The organism is Rugamonas brunnea, assembly GCF_014042345.1.
Taxonomy (GTDB): Bacteria; Pseudomonadota; Gammaproteobacteria; order Burkholderiales; family Burkholderiaceae_D; genus Rugamonas; species Rugamonas brunnea.
In genome coordinates this window covers 20306-41473 of sequence record NZ_JACEZT010000016.1, presented here as the reverse complement: position 1 = coordinate 41473, position 21168 = coordinate 20306, and the positions used below count along the sequence as shown (strand labels likewise).

23 protein-coding genes are annotated in these 21168 nt (G+C 66.0%); 15 read left to right on the top strand and 8 right to left on the bottom strand.

Annotated elements, in window-relative coordinates:
* Positions 1-91 precede the first annotated feature (91 nt).
* Positions 92-1045 carry a PA0069 family radical SAM protein gene (locus H3H37_RS20540; protein ID WP_229218935.1) on the top strand — a complete coding sequence of 318 codons (954 nt, stop codon included), beginning with the start codon at positions 92-94 and terminating at the stop codon, positions 1043-1045.
* A gap of 36 nt (positions 1046-1081) precedes the next feature.
* Here the strand turns inward: H3H37_RS20540 and H3H37_RS26155 are convergent, their stop codons facing one another.
* The 4 genes from H3H37_RS26155 to H3H37_RS20520 form a co-directional block, all read right to left on the bottom strand.
* Complete coding sequence (locus tag H3H37_RS26155) at positions 1082-2845, bottom strand: methyl-accepting chemotaxis protein (RefSeq protein WP_182165993.1); 1764 nt, start codon at positions 2843-2845, stop codon at positions 1082-1084.
* A gap of 174 nt (positions 2846-3019) precedes the next feature.
* A complete protein-coding gene (locus H3H37_RS20530; RefSeq protein WP_182165991.1) occupies positions 3020-3595 on the bottom strand; it encodes a gamma-glutamylcyclotransferase in 576 nt (191 codons plus the stop codon).
* A 102-nt stretch (positions 3596-3697) separates the two neighbouring features.
* The gene (locus H3H37_RS20525; RefSeq protein WP_182165989.1) at positions 3698-4297 is read right to left on the bottom strand and encodes an NAD(P)H-dependent oxidoreductase; all 600 of its coding nucleotides are present in this window, start codon (positions 4295-4297) and stop codon (positions 3698-3700) included.
* A gap of 147 nt (positions 4298-4444) precedes the next feature.
* A complete protein-coding gene (locus H3H37_RS20520; protein WP_182165987.1) occupies positions 4445-5359 on the bottom strand; it encodes a LysR family transcriptional regulator in 915 nt (304 codons plus the stop codon).
* A 94-nt stretch (positions 5360-5453) separates the two neighbouring features.
* Between H3H37_RS20520 and H3H37_RS20515 the strand changes: the two genes are divergently transcribed.
* Genes H3H37_RS20515 through maiA form a run of 4 tightly spaced genes read left to right on the top strand, consistent with a single transcriptional unit; the run spans position 5454 to position 9101 of the window.
* On the top strand, positions 5454-5996 hold the full coding sequence (locus H3H37_RS20515) for a VOC family protein (RefSeq protein ID WP_182165985.1): 543 nt from the start codon (positions 5454-5456) through the stop codon (positions 5994-5996).
* Complete coding sequence (locus H3H37_RS20510) at positions 5996-7018, top strand: fumarylacetoacetate hydrolase family protein (protein ID WP_182165983.1); 1023 nt, start codon at positions 5996-5998, stop codon at positions 7016-7018. Before H3H37_RS20515 ends, H3H37_RS20510 begins: the two co-directional genes overlap by 1 nt.
* A 56-nt stretch (positions 7019-7074) precedes the next feature.
* The gene (locus tag H3H37_RS20505) at positions 7075-8427 is read left to right on the top strand and encodes an MFS transporter (RefSeq protein ID WP_182165981.1); all 1353 of its coding nucleotides are present in this window, start codon (positions 7075-7077) and stop codon (positions 8425-8427) included.
* 29 nt (positions 8428-8456) lie between these two features.
* Entirely contained in the window at positions 8457-9101 is a 645-nt protein-coding gene (gene maiA, locus H3H37_RS20500) for a maleylacetoacetate isomerase (RefSeq protein WP_182165979.1), read from the top strand.
* A 10-nt stretch (positions 9102-9111) separates the two neighbouring features.
* Here the strand turns inward: maiA and H3H37_RS20495 are convergent, their stop codons facing one another.
* From H3H37_RS20495 to H3H37_RS20480, 4 genes are read right to left on the bottom strand one after another with little or no spacing between them, the layout of a single operon-like run.
* Positions 9112-10278, bottom strand: a complete 1167-nt coding sequence (locus H3H37_RS20495; protein ID WP_182165977.1) for an ABC transporter permease — start codon at positions 10276-10278, stop codon at positions 9112-9114.
* A 4-nt stretch (positions 10279-10282) separates the two neighbouring features.
* The gene (locus H3H37_RS20490) at positions 10283-11452 is read right to left on the bottom strand and encodes an ABC transporter permease (protein ID WP_182165976.1); all 1170 of its coding nucleotides are present in this window, start codon (positions 11450-11452) and stop codon (positions 10283-10285) included.
* 3 nt (positions 11453-11455) lie between these two features.
* Positions 11456-12142, bottom strand: coding sequence for an ABC transporter ATP-binding protein (locus H3H37_RS20485; protein ID WP_182165974.1), 687 nt, complete (start codon positions 12140-12142; stop codon positions 11456-11458).
* 3 nt (positions 12143-12145) lie between these two features.
* On the bottom strand, positions 12146-13363 hold the full coding sequence (locus H3H37_RS20480; protein ID WP_182165972.1) for an efflux RND transporter periplasmic adaptor subunit: 1218 nt from the start codon (positions 13361-13363) through the stop codon (positions 12146-12148).
* Positions 13364-13560: 197 nt separating this feature from the next.
* Here H3H37_RS20480 and H3H37_RS20475 point away from each other — a divergent pair, with 197 nt between their 5' ends.
* From H3H37_RS20475 to H3H37_RS20430, 10 genes are all read left to right on the top strand, one after another.
* A complete protein-coding gene (locus H3H37_RS20475; protein WP_182165970.1) occupies positions 13561-14349 on the top strand; it encodes a uracil-DNA glycosylase family protein in 789 nt (262 codons plus the stop codon).
* A gap of 104 nt (positions 14350-14453) precedes the next feature.
* Entirely contained in the window at positions 14454-14930 is a 477-nt protein-coding gene (iscR, locus tag H3H37_RS20470; protein WP_182155881.1) for a Fe-S cluster assembly transcriptional regulator IscR, read from the top strand.
* Between the two features lie 53 nt (positions 14931-14983).
* Positions 14984-16240: an IscS subfamily cysteine desulfurase gene (locus H3H37_RS20465; protein ID WP_182165968.1), complete on the top strand. Its 1257-nt coding sequence runs from the start codon at positions 14984-14986 to the stop codon at positions 16238-16240.
* Between the two features lie 39 nt (positions 16241-16279).
* On the top strand, positions 16280-16672 hold the full coding sequence (gene iscU, locus H3H37_RS20460; RefSeq protein WP_182155877.1) for a Fe-S cluster assembly scaffold IscU: 393 nt from the start codon (positions 16280-16282) through the stop codon (positions 16670-16672).
* 50 nt (positions 16673-16722) lie between these two features.
* Positions 16723-17046: an iron-sulfur cluster assembly protein IscA gene (gene iscA / locus H3H37_RS20455; protein WP_182165966.1), complete on the top strand. Its 324-nt coding sequence runs from the start codon at positions 16723-16725 to the stop codon at positions 17044-17046.
* A gap of 72 nt (positions 17047-17118) precedes the next feature.
* A complete protein-coding gene (gene hscB / locus H3H37_RS20450) occupies positions 17119-17637 on the top strand; it encodes a Fe-S protein assembly co-chaperone HscB (protein ID WP_182165964.1) in 519 nt (172 codons plus the stop codon).
* Between the two features lie 121 nt (positions 17638-17758).
* A complete protein-coding gene (gene hscA, locus H3H37_RS20445; RefSeq protein WP_182165962.1) occupies positions 17759-19639 on the top strand; it encodes a Fe-S protein assembly chaperone HscA in 1881 nt (626 codons plus the stop codon).
* A gap of 73 nt (positions 19640-19712) precedes the next feature.
* Entirely contained in the window at positions 19713-20054 is a 342-nt protein-coding gene (gene fdx / locus H3H37_RS20440; protein ID WP_182165960.1) for an ISC system 2Fe-2S type ferredoxin, read from the top strand.
* Between the two features lie 14 nt (positions 20055-20068).
* A complete protein-coding gene (iscX, locus tag H3H37_RS20435; RefSeq protein ID WP_182165958.1) occupies positions 20069-20263 on the top strand; it encodes a Fe-S cluster assembly protein IscX in 195 nt (64 codons plus the stop codon).
* Positions 20250-21167: a class I SAM-dependent methyltransferase gene (locus H3H37_RS20430; protein WP_182165956.1), complete on the top strand. Its 918-nt coding sequence runs from the start codon at positions 20250-20252 to the stop codon at positions 21165-21167. The genes iscX and H3H37_RS20430 overlap by 14 nt, the downstream gene beginning before the upstream one ends.
* Position 21168: the final 1 nt, after the last annotated feature.

Genomic DNA, 21168 nt, shown 5'->3' with positions numbered 1-21168 from the left:
GATGTGCAAATTGGCATCCGTGACGACGATAGCTCCGCTGGCAAGGCGTAGGCGCGACGCGTATTGCCAGCAAGCGCTTCATTGCAGGCTTATGGCAAGACTAGACGTAGATGTACATAGTTATGTATTTGAGGGGGGGAGATGGATTGGCTGTGAGCATGGCTGCATTTATTGCTACGCGCGGCCCACGCACAGCTACCAGGGCCTGTCGCCGGGGCTGGATTTCGAGAGCAAGATCTTCGCCAAGATCAACGCCCCGCACCTGCTGCGGCGCGAACTGGCCAAGACATCCTACGTGCCCGAATCGATCGCGCTGGGCGTCAACACGGATGCCTACCAGCCGTGCGAACGGGAACTGCGGATCACGCGTGGCGTGCTGGAAGTGCTGCAGGAATGTGAACACCCGGTCGGCCTGATCACCAAATCGGCCCTGATCGAGCGCGATATCGACATCCTCGCCGCCATGGCGGCCAAGCGGCAGGCGGCCGTGGCCGTCACCATCACCACGCTGGACCCGGCCATCGCCCGCACGCTGGAGCCGCGCGCGGCCGCACCCGCGCGCCGGCTGCGCACGGTGCGCACGCTGGCCGAGGCCGGCATCCCGGTGGGGGTGAGTATTTCACCGATCATTCCGTTCATCACGGAACCGGAGATCGAGCGTTTGCTGGAAGCCGTGCATGAGGCCGGCGCCACGTCGGCCCACTACGTCGTGCTGCGGCTGCCGTGGGAGGTCAATCCCCTGTTCCAGCAATGGTTGCAGGCGCACTTTCCGGAGCGGGCCCAGCGCGTGATGAACCGGGTGCGCGAAATGCGCGGTGGCAAAGACTACGACGCCGATTTCAGCACGCGCATGCATGGCGAAGGCGTGTGGGCCGAGCTGATCCGGCAGCGTTTCAAGATTGCTGCCGCACGGCTGGGGCTGAACGGCCATGGCGGCCGTTTCCACCAGCTGGACGCCAGCAAGTTCCGCCGTCCGCTGGTGATTCCCCCGCTGGGCGCGCGTGCCAGCAGGACGGGCGAGGGACAGCTGGACCTGTTCGGCTAAGCCGTCCGCGATGCGAGGCAGGCCATGGACATCACGTCAGAACGCCTCCCATTCGTCCGGGCTGGAGCGGGTGGAGGGCGCTTGCGCGTCGCGCGCGCCGGCGCCCGTGCGCCGTTTGGCCGTTGCCAGCGCGATGACCGCGTGCCCGGTCGCTGTGTCGCCAGTGCCCATGCTGGCGCTGTATTGCGGCCCGGCGGGGGCAGCCTTGGGGGCGACCGCTGGAGCGCTGGCGCCGCCGGCCAGGCCATGCGCAAGCTGGAAGGTGGCGACCGCCTGCACCAGTTCCTGGGCCTCGCCGCGCATGCTGGCGGCTGCTGCGGCCATCTGCTCGACCAGGGCCGCGTTTTGCTGGGTCGCCTCGTCCATCTGCGTGACCGCCTCCGTCACCTGGGACACGCCCGTGGCCTGTTCGCGGCTGGCGGCGCTGATCTCGGCGACGATCTCCGTCACCCGGCCTATGGCCTCGACCACGGCGTCCATCGTCCGGCCCGCCTTGTCCACCAGCGCCGCGCCATGTTCGACCCGCGCCACGCTGTCGCCGATCAGCGACTTGATCTCCCTGGCCGCCTCCGCGCTGCGGCCGGCCAGCGCCCGCACCTCGGTCGCCACGACGGCGAAGCCACGGCCTTGTTCGCCGGCGCGGGCCGCTTCCACCGCCGCGTTGAGCGCCAGGATATTGGTCTGGAATGCGATGCCGTCGATCACGGCGATGATGTCGCTGATCTTGTGGCTGGCTTCATCGATGTCTTTCATGGTCTGGATCACCTGGCCGACCACCTCGCCGCCTTCGCGCGCCACGGTGCTGGCGTCTACGGCCAACTGACTGGCCTGGCGCGCGCTGTCGGCGTTCTGCGCCACGGTGGACGACAACTGTTCCATCGAGGCCGCCGTTTCCTCCAGCGCGCTGGCCTGCGCCTCGGTGCGGCCCGACAAGTCCATATTGCCCTGCGCGATCTCGGCGCTGGCCGTGGCCACGCTGTCGGAGCTGTGGCGCACGCTGCTGACCACCCTGGACAGGCTGTCGCGCATGGCGCCCATGGCGGCCAGCAGGCTGTGCTGGTCGCCTTCGCGCCGCTGCACATCGACCGCCAGGTTGCCGGCCGCGATCTCACGGGCCACGTTGGCGGCATAGGCCGGCTCGCCGCCCAGCTCGCGCGTGAGCGAGCGCGTGATGCGATAGGCCGCCAGCGCGCCGAGTATGGCGCCCAGCACGGTGGCCAGCAGCATGGCCGTGCCGGCATGGCTGACCGTCGACTGGGCTTCGGCCGCGCTGAGCCGCATGCTTTCGCGCTGGTAGTTCATCATCTCGTCCAGCGCCTTGAAGAACGTGGCCTGCAAGGGGCGGACCTCGTTGAGCAGCGTGTCGCGCGCCTCGTCGCTGCGGTTGTCCAGGCCCAGTGCGATGGCCTTGTCCAGCGTTTTGAGATAGGGCACGCGCGCGTCCACCACGCGTTGCAGCAGTTGCTTGCCCTGGTCGGGCGCACTGTCGCCGCCCAGCTTGTGCAGGGTGGCGCCGATCGATGCACGCGCGCCATTGATGCGGCTCACTTCCTCCTGCATGGCGCCATGGTCCGACAACAGCACCACGTTGCGCACGGCGCGCGCCACCAGGTTGACGTTGTCCTGCACTTCGTTGAGCTGGTCGTACTTGACCATGCGGTCATTGACCAGCAGGTGCATCTCGCTGCCGATGTTGCCCAGTTGCGCGTGGCCGTAGCCGGCCACGCCCATGCCCACCAGGATGGTCAGGCCAAAGCCGGCCGCCAGCCGTGTGGCCACGCTCGCGTTGCGAAAATCCATGTTCAATCCCCTTGCCTCGATGTGGTCTATCCATTCGGCAACATGCCGTCAAGGAACATCATATGTACAATTTTTGATAACTGTCGGCAGGCAGTGTGGGGGAATTGATATGGCGCACGGTTGCCGCGTAGGCCCGCCAAGGCCACTGTTGGGCGGCCGCGACTGGCCCGCCGTTCAGGAAGTCTTGGCGTTCAGTTCGGCCAGGTGGCGCTCGATGGCGAACACGTGCTGGTCGTGCTGGCCCAGTTCGCGCAGGGCGGCGGCCAGGTGGTTCAGGTAGTCGCTGTTGGGGCCGCTGGGGCCGGACGAGCGCGCGATGTGGCGCGCGATGTCCTGCTCGGAGGCGGCGCCGAGGAAGGCCGTGTTGTCTTCCGTGGCGATGTAGACCAGGCCTTCCTCGCTGCGGCCGTCGTCGAAGTGGATGGGGATGGCCAGGCGCAGGTAACCGTTCTTCTCGCGATGGTCGAGATGGCCGAAAACGTCGGGTGTGATCAGGTAGGCCATGCCGTGGCAGATGGCGCCCGCTTCGCGGATCAGGGTCACCACGCGGCCCGGCGCTTCCGGCGTGCCCCGGTGGTCATGCGAGCCTTGCCAGAAGCGGCGTGTCCAGTCCGTGATGCTGGCGGGGCGGCGTTCCAGATAGGGGAAGTCGGCCTTGTAGATCAGCGAGCCGTAGCCGAACAGCCATACGCTGTGGCAGCCGTCGAACTTGTTCATCTTCTCGTTCGCGGCGATGGTGTTGGCAGTCATGGTGCAAAGTGGTCAGGGAGACAAACCGGCCGCGCGGGGCCGGCACTTGCGCATTATAGGGCGGACGCGGCGCTGGCGTCAGCCATGGCGTGCCTGCGGGCGTCAGGCCGCCAACGTGGGCAAGGTGTCGGGCATCAGCAGTTTGCCATCGTCATCGGTGGCGATGCGCAGGAACTCGGGCTGGGCGATGCCGAGATGGCGGAACACGCGGGCCAGGTGCTGCTCGTGCTCGTCCATCATGCGCTGCTGCGCCGGTTGCGCGGCCGGGCTGCAGCACGAGGTGATCACCAGCAGGCGCTTGCCGCCGGCGCAGGCGCTGGAAGCGTCGGCGTCGTTGGCGCCCGGCGCCTGGGCCAAGTGCAGGAGCCGGTCCAGCCAGGCCTTGAGGACCGACGGGATGGAGTAGTTGTACAGTGGCGCGGCCAGCACGACCAGGTCGGCGTCGCGGAATTCGCGCAGCAGCGACTGGCTCAGCGTGGCCTCGGCGCGCACTTCGGCGTTGAGCGGGATGCTGTCGTCCCACTGCTGGCGCAGCACTTGCAGCAGGGGGCCGCTGATGTGGGATAGCGGCGCGGCGGCCAGGTCGCGATACACGACACGCGCCGAACCGTCCGGACACTGTGCGGCGACCACGGCGGCGGTGGACTGGCGCGAGCCGGTCACGTCGCCCAGGGCGCAGGTATCGATATGGAGGATGTTCATTTGTTAGGTTTGTTCAACAGGCGTAAAGCATCGCGCAGTATATCCTTATGGCAATTATGTTGCCAATAGGTAAAAAGCCTATACTTTGTTGCAATGTCGAACTAAGCCGGACGGCGTAGGGCGCCCGGCCGTGATGGGTGACGCCGCTCAGTCCAGCGTCACGTTCCACTCGTGGCCGGCCACGTACTGGTGCAGGAAGGTGGCGAAGCTGTCGGCCGCCGGCGACAACGCACGGGCATTTTTTGTGTAGACGAAAAAGCGCCGCGTCAGCTCCGGCTCGAACAACTGGCGCATCTGCAAGCCATACAGTTTGACCATCTGCGCCGCGTAGGGCAGGCAGACCGTGATGCCCAGCCGCGCGGCCACCATGGCCAGCGCCGTCGTCATGAAGGTGACCTCGTTGTAGGGGCTGAGTGAAATGTCGCGGAACGAGGCGTGCATGTCGCGCAGCAGCCGTTCCGTGAACTGGCCCTGCAGCGAGATGAACGGATAATCGGCCACGTCGGCCCAGGTCACGCGTTCGCGTTGTTCGAGCGGATGGCCGGGTGGATAGACCAGCACGAACGGCATTTCCAGCAACTGCACGGCGTCGATCTCGGCCGTGGGATCGCGTTCGGGGCCGATGCCGAAATCGACTTCGCCGCTGAACACGCGGGCCGTCACCTGTTCCAGCGGGCAATCGACCAGCCGCACCTGGATCGCCGGCTGGGTCGCCTGGTAGGCGGCGATCACTTCCGGCAGCAGCGTGCACGACATCATCTGCGGCGCCGCCACCCGCACCATGCCCTTCTTGAGCGCTTTGCGGTTGGCGATGTCGGCCATGGCGCCGTCGAGGTCCTGCAGCATCTTGTCGAACAGCGGATACAGTTCGCGGCCCAGTTCCGACAACTGGGCGCGGCGCGTGGTGCGCTCGACCACCGTCACGCCCAGCACCTGCTCCAGCTCCTTGATCTGGCCGCTCAGGGCGGACTGGGTCACGTGCAGGTACTCGGCGGCCAGCGTGAAGCTGCCGGTCTTGGCCACGGCCACGAGGGCGCGCATCTGTCGCAGGCTGGGATTCATAAGAAAATCCGATAAATGATCAAGAAAATACCGTTTGTATGATATCTGAATCTGGATTCTAATGCTCTGCATGAGGACTTAACCGGAGACACAGATGAAGATCAAGCAAATCCACCACGTGGCCTACCGCTGTATCGACGCCAAGCAGACCGTCGAGTGGTACGTCAAACACCTGAACATGGACTTCGTGCTGGCCATCGCCGAAAACGAAGTGCCATCGACCAAAGCGCCGGACCCGTACATGCACGTGTTCCTGGACGCCGGCCACGGCAACGTGCTGGCCTTCTTCGAGCTGCCGACCCAGGCGCCGATGGACCGCGACCGCAACACCCCGGCCTGGGTGCAGCATCTGGCGCTGGAAGTGGAGAGCATGGACGCACTGCTGGCCGCCAAGGAGCGCCTGGTGGCCGCCGGCATCGAGGTGCTGGGCCCCGTCAACCACACCATCTTCAAGTCGATTTACTTCTTCGACCCCAACGGCCACCGGCTGGAACTGGCGGCCAACACCGGCACGCCGGAGATGTACAAGAAGCTGGACGACGTCAAATGGGAAATGCTGGAGGAGTGGTCGAAAACCCGCAAGGCCCCGCGCCACGCGGCCTGGATGCATGAACCGCAGTCGGAGGGCCAGCAATAATGAAGCTCGCCACCCTGAAGAACGGCAGCCGTGACGGCGCCCTGGTGATCGTCAGCCGCGACCTGTCGCGCTGCGTGGCCGTGCCGCACATCGCCGCCACCCTCCAGCATGCGCTCGACAACTGGGACGCCATTGCACCACGGCTGGAGCAGACCTACGCAGCCCTCAACGCCGGCGCCGTGGCCGACGCCCAGCCGTTCGACCAGCTGCAATGCCATTCGCCCCTGCCGCGCGCCTACCAGTGGGCCGACGGTTCGGCCTACATCAACCACGTGGAACTGGTGCGCAAGGCCCGCAACGCCGAAGTGCCGGCCTCGTTCTACACCGACCCGCTGATGTACCAGGGCGGTTCGGATAGCTTCATCGGCCCGCACGATCCGATCTACGCGCTCACCGAAGACTGGGGCATCGACCTGGAAGCGGAAGTGGCCGCCATCACGGGCGACGTGCGCATGGGCGCCAGCGTGGACGACGCGGCCAAGGCCATCCGCTTGGTCATGCTGGTCAACGACGTCTCGCTGCGCAACCTGATTCCGAACGAACTGGCCAAGGGTTTCGGCTTCTTCCAGTCCAAGGCCGCCAGCGCGTTCTCGCCGGTGGCTGTCACGCCCGATGAATTGGGCGCGCACTGGGCCGACACCAAGCTGCACCTGCCGCTGCTGGTGGAACTGAACCACCGGCCGTTCGGCCGCCCCAACGCGGGCGAGGACATGACCTTCAACTTCGCGCAGCTGGTGGCGCACGCCGCCGCCACGCGCGAGCTGGCGGCCGGCACCATCATCGGCTCGGGCACCGTGTCCAACAAGCAGGGCAGCCTGCATGGATCGAGCATCGAGAACGGCGGCGTGGGCTACTGCTGCCTGGCCGAAGTGCGCATGTACGAAACCATCGAAAGCGGCAAGCCGCAGACGGGCTACCTGAAGTTCGGCGACAGCGTGCGCATCGAGATGCGCGACGCGGACGGCGCCAGCATCTTCGGCGCCATCGAGCAGACCGTCACCCACTACCGCGAACGCGGTTGATGGCGGCGCCGGGCAAGGAGTCCGGCGCATGAACACATAAAAAACAAGGAGACAGCATGGAAAGTCAGATCGATATCCCGGCACTCATCGACCGCAACAAGGTCGGCGGGTTCCAGCTACGCGTGTTGCTGCTGTGCGGCTTGTGCATCCTAATGGATGGCTTCGACGTGCAGGCGATGGGCTACGTGGCCCCGGCCATCATCCAGGAGTGGCATGTGACCAAGGCCAGCCTGGGGCCGGTGTTCGGCGCCGGTTTGCTGGGCATGCTGGTCGGCTCGCTCGCGTTCAGCGTGCTGGCCGACAAGATAGGCCGCCGCCCCGTGCTGATCGGCGCCACGCTGTTCTTCTCGGTGTGCATGCTGGTCACGCCGTGGGCGTCCTCGCTGGAGCAGTTGCAGGTGCTGCGCTTCATCACGGGCCTGGGTCTGGGCGCCATCATGCCCAACGTGATGGCGCTGGCCGGCGAGTACAGCCCGGCGCGCCGGCGCGTGACGCTGATGATGCTGGTGTCGTGCGGCTTCACCGTGGGCGCGGTGGTCGGCGGTTTGGTGTCGGCCGCGCTGATCCCCGCCTTCGGCTGGCGCGCCGTGTTCTATGTCGGTGGTCTCGCGCCGCTGGCCATCGGCTTGCTGATGCTGCCGCTGCTGCCCGAGTCCATGCAGTTCCTGGTGTTGCGCGGACGGCGCACGGACAAGGTGGCCCAATGGCTGCGCGCCATCGATCCGACCGTGGTGGCCGGCGCCGGCAGCCGCTACCTGGTGCAGGAAGCGCCGCAGAAGGGCGGCTCCGTGCTGGCGCTGTTCCGCGCGGGCCGCGCCTGGACCACCACGCTGCTTTGGCTGGTCAACTTCCTCAACCTGCTGAACCTGTACTTCCTGTCCAACTGGCTGCCCACCATCATCAAGGATGCCGGCCTGTCGACCAGCATGGCGGTGCTGGCCGGGACCGTGCTGCCGATCGGCGGCACCATCGGCACGCTGGTCATGGGCCAGTTGATCGACCGTTCCAGCTTCCGCCGCGTGCTGATCCCCAGCTTCCTGGTGGCCGCTGTGGCGATCGTGCTGATCGGCCGGCCCGAAGCGTCGCTGCTGTTCCTGTTCGCCAGCATCCTGGTGGCCGGTTTCTGCATCGTCGGCGGCCAGCCGGCCGTCAACGCGCTGGCCGGCAGCTACTACCCGACCACGCTGCGCTCCACCGGCATCGGCTGGAGCCTGGGCGTGGGCCGCATCGGCTCCATCGTCGGCCCGGTGCTGGGCGGTGAACTGATCCGCATGAACTGGCCCAACAGCACCATCTTCGCCATCGCGGCGGTGCCGGCCCTGCTGTCGGCCGTCATGCTGTGGTTGATGGAGCGCCCGCCCGTGGTGGAGGGCGCCGTGGCCGACGGCATGGCGGCCGCCGGCCATTAATGGCTGGATTTTCCTGAAAGAGTCGAGCAATGAAGCTGTACACCTATTTCCGCAGTTCTGCCGCTTACCGCGTGCGTATTGCGTTGAACTTGAAAGGGCTGGCTTACGAGGCCATCCCCGTTCATTTACTGCGTGATGGCGGCCAGCAGCTGGCGCCGGCCTACCGCGCCGTCAACCCCAGCGCCCTGATCCCGGCGCTGGAGGACGACGGCGCCATCGTGCACCAGTCGCTGGCCATCATGGAGTACCTGGACGAGCTGCATCCGGCCGTCCCGCTGCTGCCCGTGGGCGCGCTGGCCCGCGCCCGCGTGCGCGCGCTGGCGCTGACGGTGGCGTGCGACACGCACCCGATCACCAACCTGCGCGTGCTCAAGTACCTGAAAGGGCCGATGGGTTTGTCGGAGGAGGTGAAGGCGCAGTGGTATAAGCACTGGCTGGGCGAGGGCATGGCCATGCTGGAGGCGCACCTGGCGAACGAGCCGCAGACAGGGCGCTTCTGCCACGGCGACGCGCCCACCATGGCCGACTGCTGCCTGGCGCCGCAAGTGTTCAACGCCCAGCGCTTCGAGCTGGACCTGGCGCCCTATCCGACCATCATGCGCATCCACGCCAACTGCATGGCGCTGCCCGCGTTCGCGGCCGCCCATCCGTCGCAGCAGCCGGACGCCGAGTAAGCGCTGTCGCTCAGGCGGCCCGCAGCGCTTCCACGATGCGCAGGCGGGCCGCCCGCACGGCCGGCAGGAAGCCGCCGATGAAGCCCATGATGAGGGCGAACACCAGCGTCTTGAGCACCACGGCGGCGCTCAGCTTGAAGCCGAAGGCCAGCTCCGAGAAGGTCTGGAAATTGGCGGTGGAGAAGGACATGAACTGCATCAGCGAGGCCAGCGCCAGCCCCGCCACGCCGCCCACCAGCGACAGCAGCATGGCCTCCGTGAGGAAGGCGGCCAGGATGCTGCGGCGCCGGAAGCCCAGCGCGCGCAAGGTGCCGATCTCGCCCACGCGGTTGGCCACTGAAGCGTACATGGTGATGGTGGCGCCTATCATGGCGCCGATCGAGAAGATCACCGACAGCGTCATGCCCAGGATGTTGATGAAGGTCGACAGCGCCTTGGACTGGTCGGCATAGAACACCTGTTCGCGCTTGGCGTCCAGCGTCAGGCGCGGGTCGGTTTCGATGTCTTTCTTGAAGCGTTCGAAGCTGTCCGTGCTGGCCAGCCGCAGCACGATGGCCGACCACGCGTTGCGGCGGAATGCTTGCAACAGTTGGTCAGCGTCGCCCCACACTTCGGAATCGAAGCCGCTGTTGCCGGCGTCGAACAGGCCCACCACGGTCCATTCGCGCTGGCCGAAGCGCAGCTTCTCGCCGATGCCGGCGCCGGCGAAGCGGCGCGCGATGCTGGCGCCGGCGATGATCTCGGAGGCGCCGGGCCGGAACATGCGCCCGCTCGTCAGCTTCACCTGGGGCCGCAACTGCAGGCCGCGCAAATCCACGCCGCGGATGATGACGTTGGACGGCTTGTCCGTGTCGCGCTTGTTGAGCGAGATCAGCACCACGGTTTCCTTCGACAGCATGGCCTGGCCGTCCGGCCCGCGCGCGATGGCCGGGTGGGTGGCGACGATGTTGGCCTGGGCGCGCTCGATACCGCTCTGGATCTCGGTGTCGGCCGCGCGCCGGATCACCACCACGTTGTCGTACTCGCCGGTGGTCACCAGCGTGCTGCGCAAGCCCTCGTCGAGCATCAGCACGGTGGCGAACACGAACACCACCAGTGCCAGGCCGGCCGCCGTCAGGCCGGTGGTCAGGCGCCGCATCCACAGGTTGCGGGCGATGTAGGAGAGCGGGATCTTCATGGCGTCATCCTATGCTACGCAAGCCTTCGACGATGTTGACGCGGCTGGCCCGGATGGTGGGCGCGATGCCGGCCACCACGCCGATGGCCAGCGCCGCCAGCACCTGCTGCAGCACGGTCGCCGCCGACACGTCGAACACGGGGAACATGGTGCCCATCTTGGCCGCGAAACCGGCGGCCACGGGGAACAGCAGCACGATGCCCAGCCCGGCGCCGCACAGGGCCAGCAGCAGCGATTCGCCGAAAATCATCAACGCCAGGAAGCCGGGGCCGAAGCCGAGTGCCTTGAGCGTGGCGTATTCGCCCAGCCGTTCGCGTGCGCTCATGGCCATGGTGTTGGCCATCACGGCCATGATGATCAGGATCACCACGTAGGACACCACGCGGATCGCCACCACGATCGCTTCCGACATGGACACGAAACCGAGCTGGAATGCCTTCTCCGTCTCCGTCAGCGTTTCGGCCAGCGAGTTGCGGAACTGGCTGTCGATCGCGGCTGAGATGGCGGCCGCGTTCTCGGGCTGGCCGATCTGCACCACGTACACGCCGATCTGGTTGGCGCGGCGCGGCGTGATCTTCTTGATCGTCTCGTTGATGTAATCCCACTGCACGAACATGGTGGAGGTGTTGGTGCTGCTCTGGCGGCCGTCGTAGATGCCGCGCACCACGAACTCCCACTGGCCCGGATAGATGGTGCCCTTGATGGGGATGATGTCACCCACCTTGAAGCCATACTGGTCGGCCAGCTTGCGGCCGACGATGGCGCCCTTGCGGTCGCGCAGGAAGGCGCTGCGCTGGTCCTCGGGCAGCAGGTAGTCGGGATAGATGTCGAGGTAGCTCTGGCCGGAGATGGCGAATTGGGCGAAGAAGTTCTTCGGGTCCTGGTACACGCCGCCGAACCAGTTGGCGTAGCCGACCGCCTTCACGCCTTCCACGCCGCGGATGCGGGCCTGGTAGGACAGCGGCAGCGGGAACACCAGCGAGGTCTTGTTGCGGGTGACGAGGGTGGTGTTGGCGGCGCCTTCCGCGCCCGCGTACCAGGCGTCGATCACCGTTTGCAGCAGGCCGAACGAGAGCGTGGCCACCACCAGCCCGAGCACCGTCAGCGCCGTGCGCAGCTTGTGGCGCAAGGCGTTCTTGGCGATCAGGCGCAGCGAGTAGAGCGGCGCGACCATGCGTCAGGCCGCTCCTTCGGCCAGCAGCTCGCCTTTTTCCAGGTGCACCAGGCTGCGCGCGGCGGCGGCCGCGTTGGCGTCGTGGGTGACCATAATGATGGTCTTGCCCAGCTCGCGGTTCAGCCGTTGCAGCAGGGCCAGCACCTCGGCGGCCGAAGCGCGGTCCAGGTCCCCGGTCGGTTCGTCGGCCACGATCAGGGCCGGGTCGGTGACGATGGCGCGCGCGATGGCCACGCGCTGCTGCTGGCCGCCCGACAGCTCGTTGGGCGTGTGGTCCATGCGGTCGGCCAGGTTGACCATGGCCAGCGTCAGCTCCACCCGTTCGCGCCGCTCGCGCCGCGACAGGGAGGTGAGCAGCAGCGGCAGTTCCACGTTCTCGAACGCGGTCAGCACTGGCATCAGGTTGTAGAACTGGAAGATAAAACCGACGTGGGTGGCGCGCCACTGGGCCAGCGCGCTTTCGCCCATGCGGGCAATATCGAGGCCGTCCACGCGCAGCAGGCCGCTGTCCGGTTTGTCGATGCCGGCGATCAGGTTGAGGAGGGTGCTCTTGCCGGAGCCGGATGGCCCCATCAGGGCCGTGAAGTCGCCGGCCTGAATGGACAGGCTGATGTCGGTCAGCACCGGCACCACCTGGCCGCCGCGCCGGTAGGACTTGACCAGGTGTTCGATCTGGACGATGGGCTCCATGGCTTATTTCTTCGCCAGTGCGATGGCCTGGCCGTCGCGCAGGCCGGGCGCGGGGTTGAGCACCAGCTTGTCGCCCGGATTGACGCCTTGCACGGCCACCAGTTCGCCCACCTTGGCGCCGGCCGTCACGGGCACCTGGTGCACCTTGCCGGCATCGGCCACGAAGGCCACGGATTTTCCGTCGCGGGTGGCGATGGCGCCCGGCTGCACGGCCACCACGGGCGCGCGCTCGGCAGGGGGCACCGGTTTGGACAGGAAGGCCACTTTGGCGCTCATGTCGGGCAGCACGCGACTGTCCGGCGCGGCGAAGCGCACCTTGACCAGCAGCGTGGCCTTGCTGCGGTCCAGCGTGGGCACCATGCGCGACACCGTGCCTTCCAGCCGCAGTTCGGGGAAAGCGTCGAGCTGGATCTCGGCCGGCTGGTCGACGTGGATCTTGCTGATGTTCGATTCGGAGACGTCAGCCTCCACCTCCAGCGTGTCCATGTCGGCGATGGTGACGACGGCGCCCTTGCTGTCGGCGGCCGACGAGAATGGGGTGATGTTGTCGCCCACGTTGGCGCTCTTGGTCAGGATCACGCCGTCGAACGGGGCGCGGATCAGGGTCTGGTCGAGCGCCACCTGGGCCGACTGCGCGCCGGCCTTGGCGGCGGCGATGGCGGCCTGGTAGCCGGCGATGTTGGCGCGCGCCTTGTTCAGCCGGGCCTGGGCCGCATCGTAGGTGGCGGCGGCGATGAATTTCTGTTGCAGCAGTTCGGCGCTGCGCTTGAAGGCCGCCTGCGCGTCCTGCAGCTCGGCCTGGCCCTGCGCCAGGTTGGCCTGCGCCACCTGCACGTTGGCCTTGGCCTGGCCCAGCGCGGCGCTCACGTCGCGGTTTTCCAGCCGCGCCACCACCTCATCCTTCTTCACGTGGCTGCCCTCCAGCACCCCCAGCCATTCCAGCCGCCCGGTGGCCTTGGACGAGAGCGCCGCCTTGCGCTGCGCCACCACGTAGCCGGTGGCGTTGAGCAGCGTGTAGTTCTGGGACGGGTAGGCCTGGGCCACGGTGACCGTCTCCACGCTGGCCGCGCCGCCCAGCCGGCGCGACACCACGGCCGCCGCGCCCAGCACCAGCACGCCCACCACCACCCAACGCAGCCAGCGCCGCCGCGGGTGTGCGCCCGCCAGTTGCGCTTGCGGGCCGCGTTCGATCTTGAGCTTGGAGATGTCAGGGTTTGCCACGTTTTACCTCAGCGGTGGAAGGGATGGTGAGACTGGCGCAAAACAACATAACAATCTTGCTATATTGTCGTCGCCGGCGCAAGCGCGGCGACCCCTGTGGGCGCAATGTCGGCGCAATGTCGGCGCAATGTGGGCGCAAGACGGGCGTAAGCGCGCTGCGTTACAATTTCGCCTTTCCCCTCTCAGCCCGCTGCGCCATGACCATCCCCGCACCCATCGCCGACGCGCTCACGCGCGCCCACGCTTCGTGGTGCCCCATCCTGCGCAAGGGGCTGGAGGCGATGATGGCGGCCGATCCGGCCTATCTGCCGGCGCTGGCCGTGGACGATTATCTGCCGACGGAGCAGCGCCTGTTCGCCGCGTTCGCGCTGCCACTGGAGCGGGTGCGCTATGTGCTGGTGGGCGAGGGGCCGTATCCGCGCGCCGAGAGCGCGACCGGCGTCTGTTTCATGGACGGCGCCGTCGGCAGCCTGTGGTCGGACGAGGCGGGCGGCGGCCTGTCCAAGCCCGTCAACAAGGCCACCTCGCTGCGCAATTTCATGAAGATGTTGCTGGTGGCCGACGGCCAGCTGGCGCCGGACAACACGGCCGGCCCCGCGCTGGCGGCCGTGGCCGAGCGGGCCCGCAACGGCGGCGCCACCATCCAGACCCTGGCCCAGATGCAGGCCGCGCTGACGGCGCAGGGCTTCCTGCTGCTGAACGCGGCGCTGGTGTTCCGCCCGCACGTGGCGCCCGCGCGCGATGCCAAGGCGTGGCTGCCGTTCTTCGAGACGGTGATGGCGGAACTGGCCCGGCTGGTGCAGCCGGCGCCGGTGGTCATACTGTGGGGAAAGATCGCTGAGCAGCTGAACAAGTTGCCGGTGATGAAAAGTTTCCCGCAAGTATGTTGCGAGCATCCGTACAACCTGAGTTTCATCGTCAACACTGACATGCATGGCCTGTTCGGCCCCATGCGGCTGCTGGCGGCCGGCCAAAGCCGGTCCTGACAAACTTACGCAAAGTTTGATATACTTGACTAAATCGATCAACTAATCAGGGTTTCTTGACTAGTTGAAGAGCGATATTTTAACCGAGTTGAACCGAGGTAGTGATGCGTCTGACCACCAAAGGCCGTTTTGCCGTGACTGCGATGATCGATTTGGCCATGCGCCAGGGCAAGGGCCCCGTCACGTTGTCGGGCATCAGCCAGCGGCAAGCCATCTCGCTGTCCTACCTGGAGCAGCTGTTCGGCAAGCTGCGCCGCCATGAGATCGTCGAATCCATCCGCGGCCCCGGCGGCGGCTACAGTCTGGCGCGCCGGGCCGACAAGGTGACGGTGGCCGACATCATCATCGCCGTCGACGAGCCGCTCGACGCCACCCAGTGCGGCGGCAAGGAAAATTGCCACGGCGCCGACGCCGCCAGTGGCGCCCGTTGCATGACCCACGAACTGTGGGCCACGCTCAACGAGAAGATGGTCGACTACCTCGATTCCGTGTCGCTGCAGGACCTGGTCGACCAGCAGAAACTGAAGAACGCCGAACAAAACGTGGTCGTGCTGCACCGCAACCACGCCGCGATGGGCTGATGACCGCGCCGCGGTTAGCCTGAAAATAAGTTGTCACGCTTTGGAGTAACTAGATGAATGCCCCTGAAAAAAACGTCGCGCAGGTCCAGTTCCATACCGCCCCGCATTTCCCGATCTACATGGACTACTCGGCCACCACGCCGGTCGATCCGCGCGTCGCCGATCAGATGATTCCGTATCTGCGCGAGCAGTTCGGTAATCCCGCCTCGCGCAGCCACATGTATGGCTGGGTGGCGGAAAAAGCGGTGGAAGAGGCGCGCGGCCACGTGGCGGCGCTGGTCAATGCCGATCCGCGCGAAATCATCTGGACCTCGGGCGCCACCGAGAGCAACAACCTGGCCCTGAAGGGCGCGGCGCAGTTCTACAAGACCAAGGGCAAGCACATCATCACCGTCAAGACCGAGCACAAATCGGTGCTCGACACGGTGCGCGAACTGGAACGCCAGGGCTTCGAAGCGACCTACCTGGACCCGCAGGACAACGGCCTGATCTCTATCGAACAGCTGACGGCGGCTATCCGCCCCGATACCATCCTGGTGTCCGTCATGCTGGTCAACAACGAGATCGGCGTGGTCCAGCCGATCGCCGAGATCGGCGCGCTGTGCCGCTCGAAAGGCATCATCTTCCACTGCGACGCCGCCCAGGCGACGGGCAAGGTGGCCATCGACCTGCAAAAGACCAAGGTCGACCTGATGACCTTCACGGCCCACAAGACCTACGGCCCGAAAGGCGTGGGCGCGCTGTACGTGTGCCGCAAGCCGCGCGTGCGCCTGGAAGCGCAGATGCACGGTGGCGGCCATGAGCGCGGCCTGCGTTCGGGCACGCTGCCGACCCACCAGATCGTCGGCATGGGCGAGGCGTTCCGCCTGGCCAAGCTGGAGATGGATGAGGAGATCGTGCGCATCAAGGCGCTGCGCGACCGCCTGGCCGCCGGCCTGCAGGAAATCGAAGAAACCTACGTCAACGGCGACATGGCGCACCGCGTGCCGCACAACCTGAACGTGAGCTTCAACTACGTGGAAGGCGAATCGCTGATCATGGCCGTCAAGGACCTGGCCGTGTCGTCCGGTTCGGCCTGCACCTCGGCCAGCCTGGAGCCGTCGTACGTGCTGCGCGCGCTGGGCCGCAGCGACGAACTGGCGCACAGCTCGATCCGCTTCACCATCGGCCGCTTCACCACCGAGGAAGACATCGACTTCGCCGTCAACCTGATGAAGGCCAAGGTCGGCAAGCTGCGCGAACTGTCGCCGCTGTGGGATATGTTCAAGGAAGGGATCGACATCAACTCGATCCAGTGGGCTGCCCACTAATCAGACACGCACGCATTCAGATAATTTAGGAGCATCAAAATGGCTTACTCGGAAAAAGTGTTGGACCACTACGAAAACCCCCGCAACGTGGGCGCGTTCGAAAAAGGCGATGAAACCGTCGGCACCGGCATGGTGGGTGCGCCCGCCTGCGGCGACGTGATGAAGCTGCAGATCAAGGTCGGCGCCGATGGCCTGATCGAAGATGCCAAGTTCAAGACCTATGGCTGCGGTTCGGCCATCGCATCGAGCTCGCTGGTGACCGAATGGGTCAAGGGCAAGACGCTGGACCAGGCGCTGGCCATCAAGAACACCCAGATCGCGGAAGAACTGGCGCTGCCGCCAGTGAAAATCCACTGCTCGATCCTGGCGGAAGACGCCATCAAGGCCGCCGTGCTCGATTACCAGACCAAGCACCCGGTCGCAGCGGCTTAATTTGTTTGACACCGGCCCCCGGCGGAATCCGGGGCCGGCAGGAGAAATGCATGGCAATCACACTGACCGAAAAAGCGGCGAAGCACATCAACCGTTACATCGAACGGCGCGGCAAGGGCGTGGGCCTGCGCTTTGGCGTGCGCACCACGGGCTGCTCGGGACTGGCCTACAAGCTGGAATATGTGGACGAGGCGGCGCAGGAGGATCACGTGTTCGAATCGTTCGGCGTGAAGGTGTTCGTCGATCCGAAAAGCCTGCCGTACATCGACGGCACCGAGCTGGACTTCGCGCGCGAGGGCTTGAACGAAGGCTTCAAGTTCAACAACCCGAACCAGAAGGACGCGTGCGGCTGCGGCGAAAGCTTCCGCATCTGAGCCCGCGTACCACGCGCCGCGGTCTTGCGATTGTGACGGCAGCCTGCGACTAGACCCGGATAGACCCCAGCCATGCAAAATCATTTCGAACTGTTCCACCTGCCGCAGCAATTCACGCTCGACCAGAGTGCGCTGGACGCCGCCTACCGCGACGTCCAGGGCCAGGTCCATCCCGACCGTTTCGTCAACGCGACGGACGCGGAAAAGCGCGTCGCCATGCAGTGGGCCACGCGCGCCAACGAAGCCTACCAGACCCTGAAGAATCCCCAGAAGCGCGCCCAGTACCTGTGCGAGCTCAATGGCGTGGATCTGCAGACGGAGTCCAACACGGCCATGCCGATGACCTTCCTGATGCAGCAGATGGAATGGCGCGAAGCGCTGGGCGAAGCCCGCGCCGCCAAGGACCTGGGCGCGCTGGAGGCGCTGGACCGCGAACTGCGCAACGACCGCAAGGGCCGCCTGCTCGATATCGCCGTCCACCTCGATGGCAACGACTTCCACGCCGCCGCGCAGGATATCCGCGCACTGATGTTCATCGATAAGATGAAACACGAGATCGACCTGGCGTTCCATCAGTTAGAGGACGCTTGAGCGGACGGTGGGGCAGGGCGCCGCACGCTGCGGCGATGGCCGGTGTTGCGGCCTGCGGCCGCGCACTGGCGGCCGTCTCTACGCATACTTTTAATCAGAGCCGCAAGGCATGAAACCATAAATGGCACTTCTGCAAATTTCCGAACCTGGCATGTCGACCGCGCCGCACCAGCACCGGCTGGCGGTGGGCATCGACCTGGGCACCACCAATTCGCTGGTCGCCACCGTGCGCAACAGCATTCCCGAAGTGCTCAACGATGAAGACGGCCGGCCGCTGCTGCCGTCCGTGGTGCGCTACCTGCCCAATGGCCACGCCAACATCGGCTACAAGGCCCAGGCCGCGCAGACCACCGATCCCAAGAACACCATCGTCTCCGTCAAGCGCTTCATGGGCCGCGGCCTGCAGGACATCGCCTACGCGGAAAACCTGCCCTACGATTTCCAGGACACGCCCGGCATGGTGCAGTTGAAGACCATTGCCGGCATCAAGAGCCCGGTCGAAATCTCGGCCCAGATCCTGGCCACGTTGCGCCAGCGCGCGGAAGACTCGCTGGGCGATGACCTGGTGGGCGCCGTGATCACGGTGCCGGCCTATTTCGACGACGCCCAGCGCCAGGCCACCAAGGACGCGGCCCAGCTGGCCGGCCTGAACGTCCTGCGCCTGCTGAGCGAGCCGACGGCCGCCGCCATCGCCTACGGCCTCGATAACGGCTCCGAAGGCCTGTTCGCGGTCTACGACCTGGGTGGCGGCACCTTCGATATCTCCATCCTCAAGCTGTCCAAGGGCGTGTTCGAAGTGCTGTCCACCGGCGGCGATTCGGCCCTCGGCGGCGACGATTTCGACCACCGCCTGTTCTGCTGGATCCACGAGCAGGAAAAGCTGGCGCCCCTATCGGACGAGGACACGGCCGTCCTGATGGTCAAGGCGCGCGAAGCCAAGGAACTGCTGTCGACCAAGGATGAAGTGATGGTGGATGCGGTGCTCGGTTCGGGCGAGGAAGTCCACCTGCGCATCACGGCCGCCACCTTCCACGAGATCACCAAGCACCTGGTCGGCAAGACCATGAACGCGATCCGCAAGGCCCTGCGCGACGCGGGCGTGGACGCCGACGACGTGGACGGCGTGGTCATGGTGGGCGGCGCCACGCGTATGCCGCACGTGCAGCGCGCCGTGGGCGACTTCTTCCACACCACGCCGCACGCCAATATCGACCCGGACAAGGTGGTGGCGCTGGGCGCCGCCATCCAGGCCAATCTGCTGGCCGGCAACCGCGCGCCCGGCGACGACTGGCTGCTGCTGGACGTGATCCCGCTCTCGCTCGGCATCGAAACCATGGGCGGCCTGGTCGAGAAGATCATCCCCCGCAATTCCACCATCCCGTGCGCGCGCGCCCAGGAGTTCACCACCTTCAAGGATGGCCAGACGGCGCTGGCCGTGCACGTGCTGCAGGGCGAACGCGAACTGGTGTCGGACTGCCGCTCGCTGGCCCGCTTCGAACTGCGCGGTATTCCGCCCATGGTGGCGGGCGCGGCGCGTATCCGCATCACCTACCAGGTCGATGCCGATGGCCTGCTGTCGGTGTCGGCGCGCGAGCTGCGCTCGGGCGTGGAAGCGTCGATCAGCGTCAAGCCGGCCTATGGCCTGGGCGACGACGACGTGGCGCGTATGCTGCAGGATTCGTACAAGGCCGCCGACGTGGACATGGTGGCGCGCGCGCTGCGCGAGGAACAGGTGGAGGCCGAGCGCATCCTGCTGGCCACCCAGTCCGCACTGGACGAAGACGGCAATCTGCTGGACGGCGCCGAGCGTGCCGCCGTGGACGCGCTGATGCAGCAGGTGCGCGACGCCGTCACCGCATCGAACGCCGGCACGCTGGACCACAGCGGCGTGAAGGCGGCCGTCGAGGCGCTGGCCAACGGCACCGAGGAATTCGCCTCGCGCCGCATGGACCGCAGCGTGCGCAGCGCGCTGGCCGGCAAGTCGCTGGACCAGGTAGTGTAATCATCCCATCCCCGCCGCCGCCCGCCCGCGCGGGCCGGGCGGCGAACCGAATTGAACAGACAGAGGTAACCAAGTGCCACAAATCGTCATCCTGCCACACGCCAAGCTGTGCCCCGACGGCGCCGTGATCGAAGCGCCCGCCGGCAAGTCCGTGTGCGACATCCTGCTCGAAAACGACATCCACATCGAGCACGCCTGCGAGAAATCGTGCGCCTGCACCACCTGCCACGTGTTGGTGCGCGAAGGCTTCGGTTCGCTCAATGAGGCGACCGAGACGGAAGAGGATATGCTGGACAAGGCCTGGGGCCTGGAAGCGTCGTCGCGCCTGTCGTGCCAGGCCATCGTGGACGAGGAAGACCTCGTGATCGAAATCCCGAAATACACGATCAACCACGCCAGCGAAGGCGGGCACTGAGCCGGGAGCACGACATGAAATGGACTGACATCTCCGCCATCGCGGAAGCGCTGTACGACAAATACCCGGACACCGATCCGACCACCCTCCGCTTCACCGACCTGCACAACAAGGTGGTGGACCTGGAAGGCTTCGACGACGACCACGCCCGTGGCGGCGAGAAGATCCTGGAAGCGATACAGCAGGCGTGGATCGATGAAGCGCGCTGAGAACCGGGCGGCCAAGGCCGTACCGCTGGCCGCCACCACCAGCACCGCCACCATGCCCGAAATCCGCGACGGCCAGTCCGTGGCGCTGCTGCAGGAACTGCACATCCTCACGCGCGACGGCAAGTTGAACCAGGACAGCCGCCGCAAGCTCAAGCAGGTCTACCACCTGTACCAGTTCATCGAGCCGCTGCTCAAGGAACTGCAGGCCGAGCGGGGCGAGGGCGGTCCCGGCATTTCGCTGGTCGACCATGGCGCGGGCAAATCCTACCTGGGTTTCATCCTGTACGACCTGTTCTTCAAGGGCTTGCAGGACGACTCGCACATCTACGGCATCGAAACGCGCGAGGAACTGGTGGCCCGTTCGCAGGAGCTGGCCAAGAAGTTCAATTTCCCCGGCATGTCCTTCCTGCCGCTGTCGGTGGCCGAATCGACTGAATCGAAGCTGCTGCCCGAGCGGATCGACGTCGTCACTGCGCTCCACGCCTGCAACACGGCGACCGATGACGCGATCCATTTCGCGCTGAAGAAGCACGCCAAGTACATGGTGCTGGTGCCGTGCTGCCAGGCCGAAGTGGCCTCCGTGCTGAAGAAGAACAAGGGTAAGGCGCTGGCGAAAAGCGCGCTGACGGAGATCTGGCGCCATCCTATCCACACGCGTGAATTTGGCAGCCAGATTACCAACGTGCTGCGTTGCCTGCAACTGGAAGCGCACGGCTACCAGGTCAACGTGACGGAACTGGTGGGCTGGGAACACTCGATGAAGAATGAACTGATCATCGCCACCTACAAGAACCTGCCGCGCAACCGTCCCACCGAGCGCCTGCGCGAAGTGCTGGAAACGCTGGGACTGGAGGAAATGGGCAACCGCTTCTTCACCGAACAAGTGGCGCAAGCGTCCGCATAAC

Coding starts and splice junctions, on each gene's coding strand:
- iscX (WP_182165958.1), top strand. CDS start 20,069: ATGAAATGGACTGACATCTCCGCCATCGCGGAAGCGCTGTACGACAAA.
- H3H37_RS20515 (WP_182165985.1), top strand. CDS start 5,454: ATGAAGATCAAGCAAATCCACCACGTGGCCTACCGCTGTATCGACGCC.
- H3H37_RS20505 (WP_182165981.1), top strand. CDS start 7,075: ATGGAAAGTCAGATCGATATCCCGGCACTCATCGACCGCAACAAGGTC.
- H3H37_RS20530 (WP_182165991.1), bottom strand. CDS start 3,595: ATGACTGCCAACACCATCGCCGCGAACGAGAAGATGAACAAGTTCGAC.
- H3H37_RS20495 (WP_182165977.1), bottom strand. CDS start 10,278: ATGAAGATCCCGCTCTCCTACATCGCCCGCAACCTGTGGATGCGGCGC.
- H3H37_RS20510 (WP_182165983.1), top strand. CDS start 5,996: ATGAAGCTCGCCACCCTGAAGAACGGCAGCCGTGACGGCGCCCTGGTG.
- maiA (WP_182165979.1), top strand. CDS start 8,457: ATGAAGCTGTACACCTATTTCCGCAGTTCTGCCGCTTACCGCGTGCGT.
- H3H37_RS20490 (WP_182165976.1), bottom strand. CDS start 11,452: ATGGTCGCGCCGCTCTACTCGCTGCGCCTGATCGCCAAGAACGCCTTG.
- iscA (WP_182165966.1), top strand. CDS start 16,723: ATGGCAATCACACTGACCGAAAAAGCGGCGAAGCACATCAACCGTTAC.
- H3H37_RS20485 (WP_182165974.1), bottom strand. CDS start 12,142: ATGGAGCCCATCGTCCAGATCGAACACCTGGTCAAGTCCTACCGGCGC.
- H3H37_RS20465 (WP_182165968.1), top strand. CDS start 14,984: ATGAATGCCCCTGAAAAAAACGTCGCGCAGGTCCAGTTCCATACCGCC.
- H3H37_RS26155 (WP_182165993.1), bottom strand. CDS start 2,845: ATGGATTTTCGCAACGCGAGCGTGGCCACACGGCTGGCGGCCGGCTTT.
- hscB (WP_182165964.1), top strand. CDS start 17,119: ATGCAAAATCATTTCGAACTGTTCCACCTGCCGCAGCAATTCACGCTC.
- H3H37_RS20430 (WP_182165956.1), top strand. CDS start 20,250: ATGAAGCGCGCTGAGAACCGGGCGGCCAAGGCCGTACCGCTGGCCGCC.
- H3H37_RS20525 (WP_182165989.1), bottom strand. CDS start 4,297: ATGAACATCCTCCATATCGATACCTGCGCCCTGGGCGACGTGACCGGC.
- H3H37_RS20540 (WP_229218935.1), top strand. CDS start 92: ATGGCAAGACTAGACGTAGATGTACATAGTTATGTATTTGAGGGGGGG.
- H3H37_RS20475 (WP_182165970.1), top strand. CDS start 13,561: ATGACCATCCCCGCACCCATCGCCGACGCGCTCACGCGCGCCCACGCT.
- iscU (WP_182155877.1), top strand. CDS start 16,280: ATGGCTTACTCGGAAAAAGTGTTGGACCACTACGAAAACCCCCGCAAC.
- hscA (WP_182165962.1), top strand. CDS start 17,759: ATGGCACTTCTGCAAATTTCCGAACCTGGCATGTCGACCGCGCCGCAC.
- H3H37_RS20520 (WP_182165987.1), bottom strand. CDS start 5,359: ATGAATCCCAGCCTGCGACAGATGCGCGCCCTCGTGGCCGTGGCCAAG.
- iscR (WP_182155881.1), top strand. CDS start 14,454: ATGCGTCTGACCACCAAAGGCCGTTTTGCCGTGACTGCGATGATCGAT.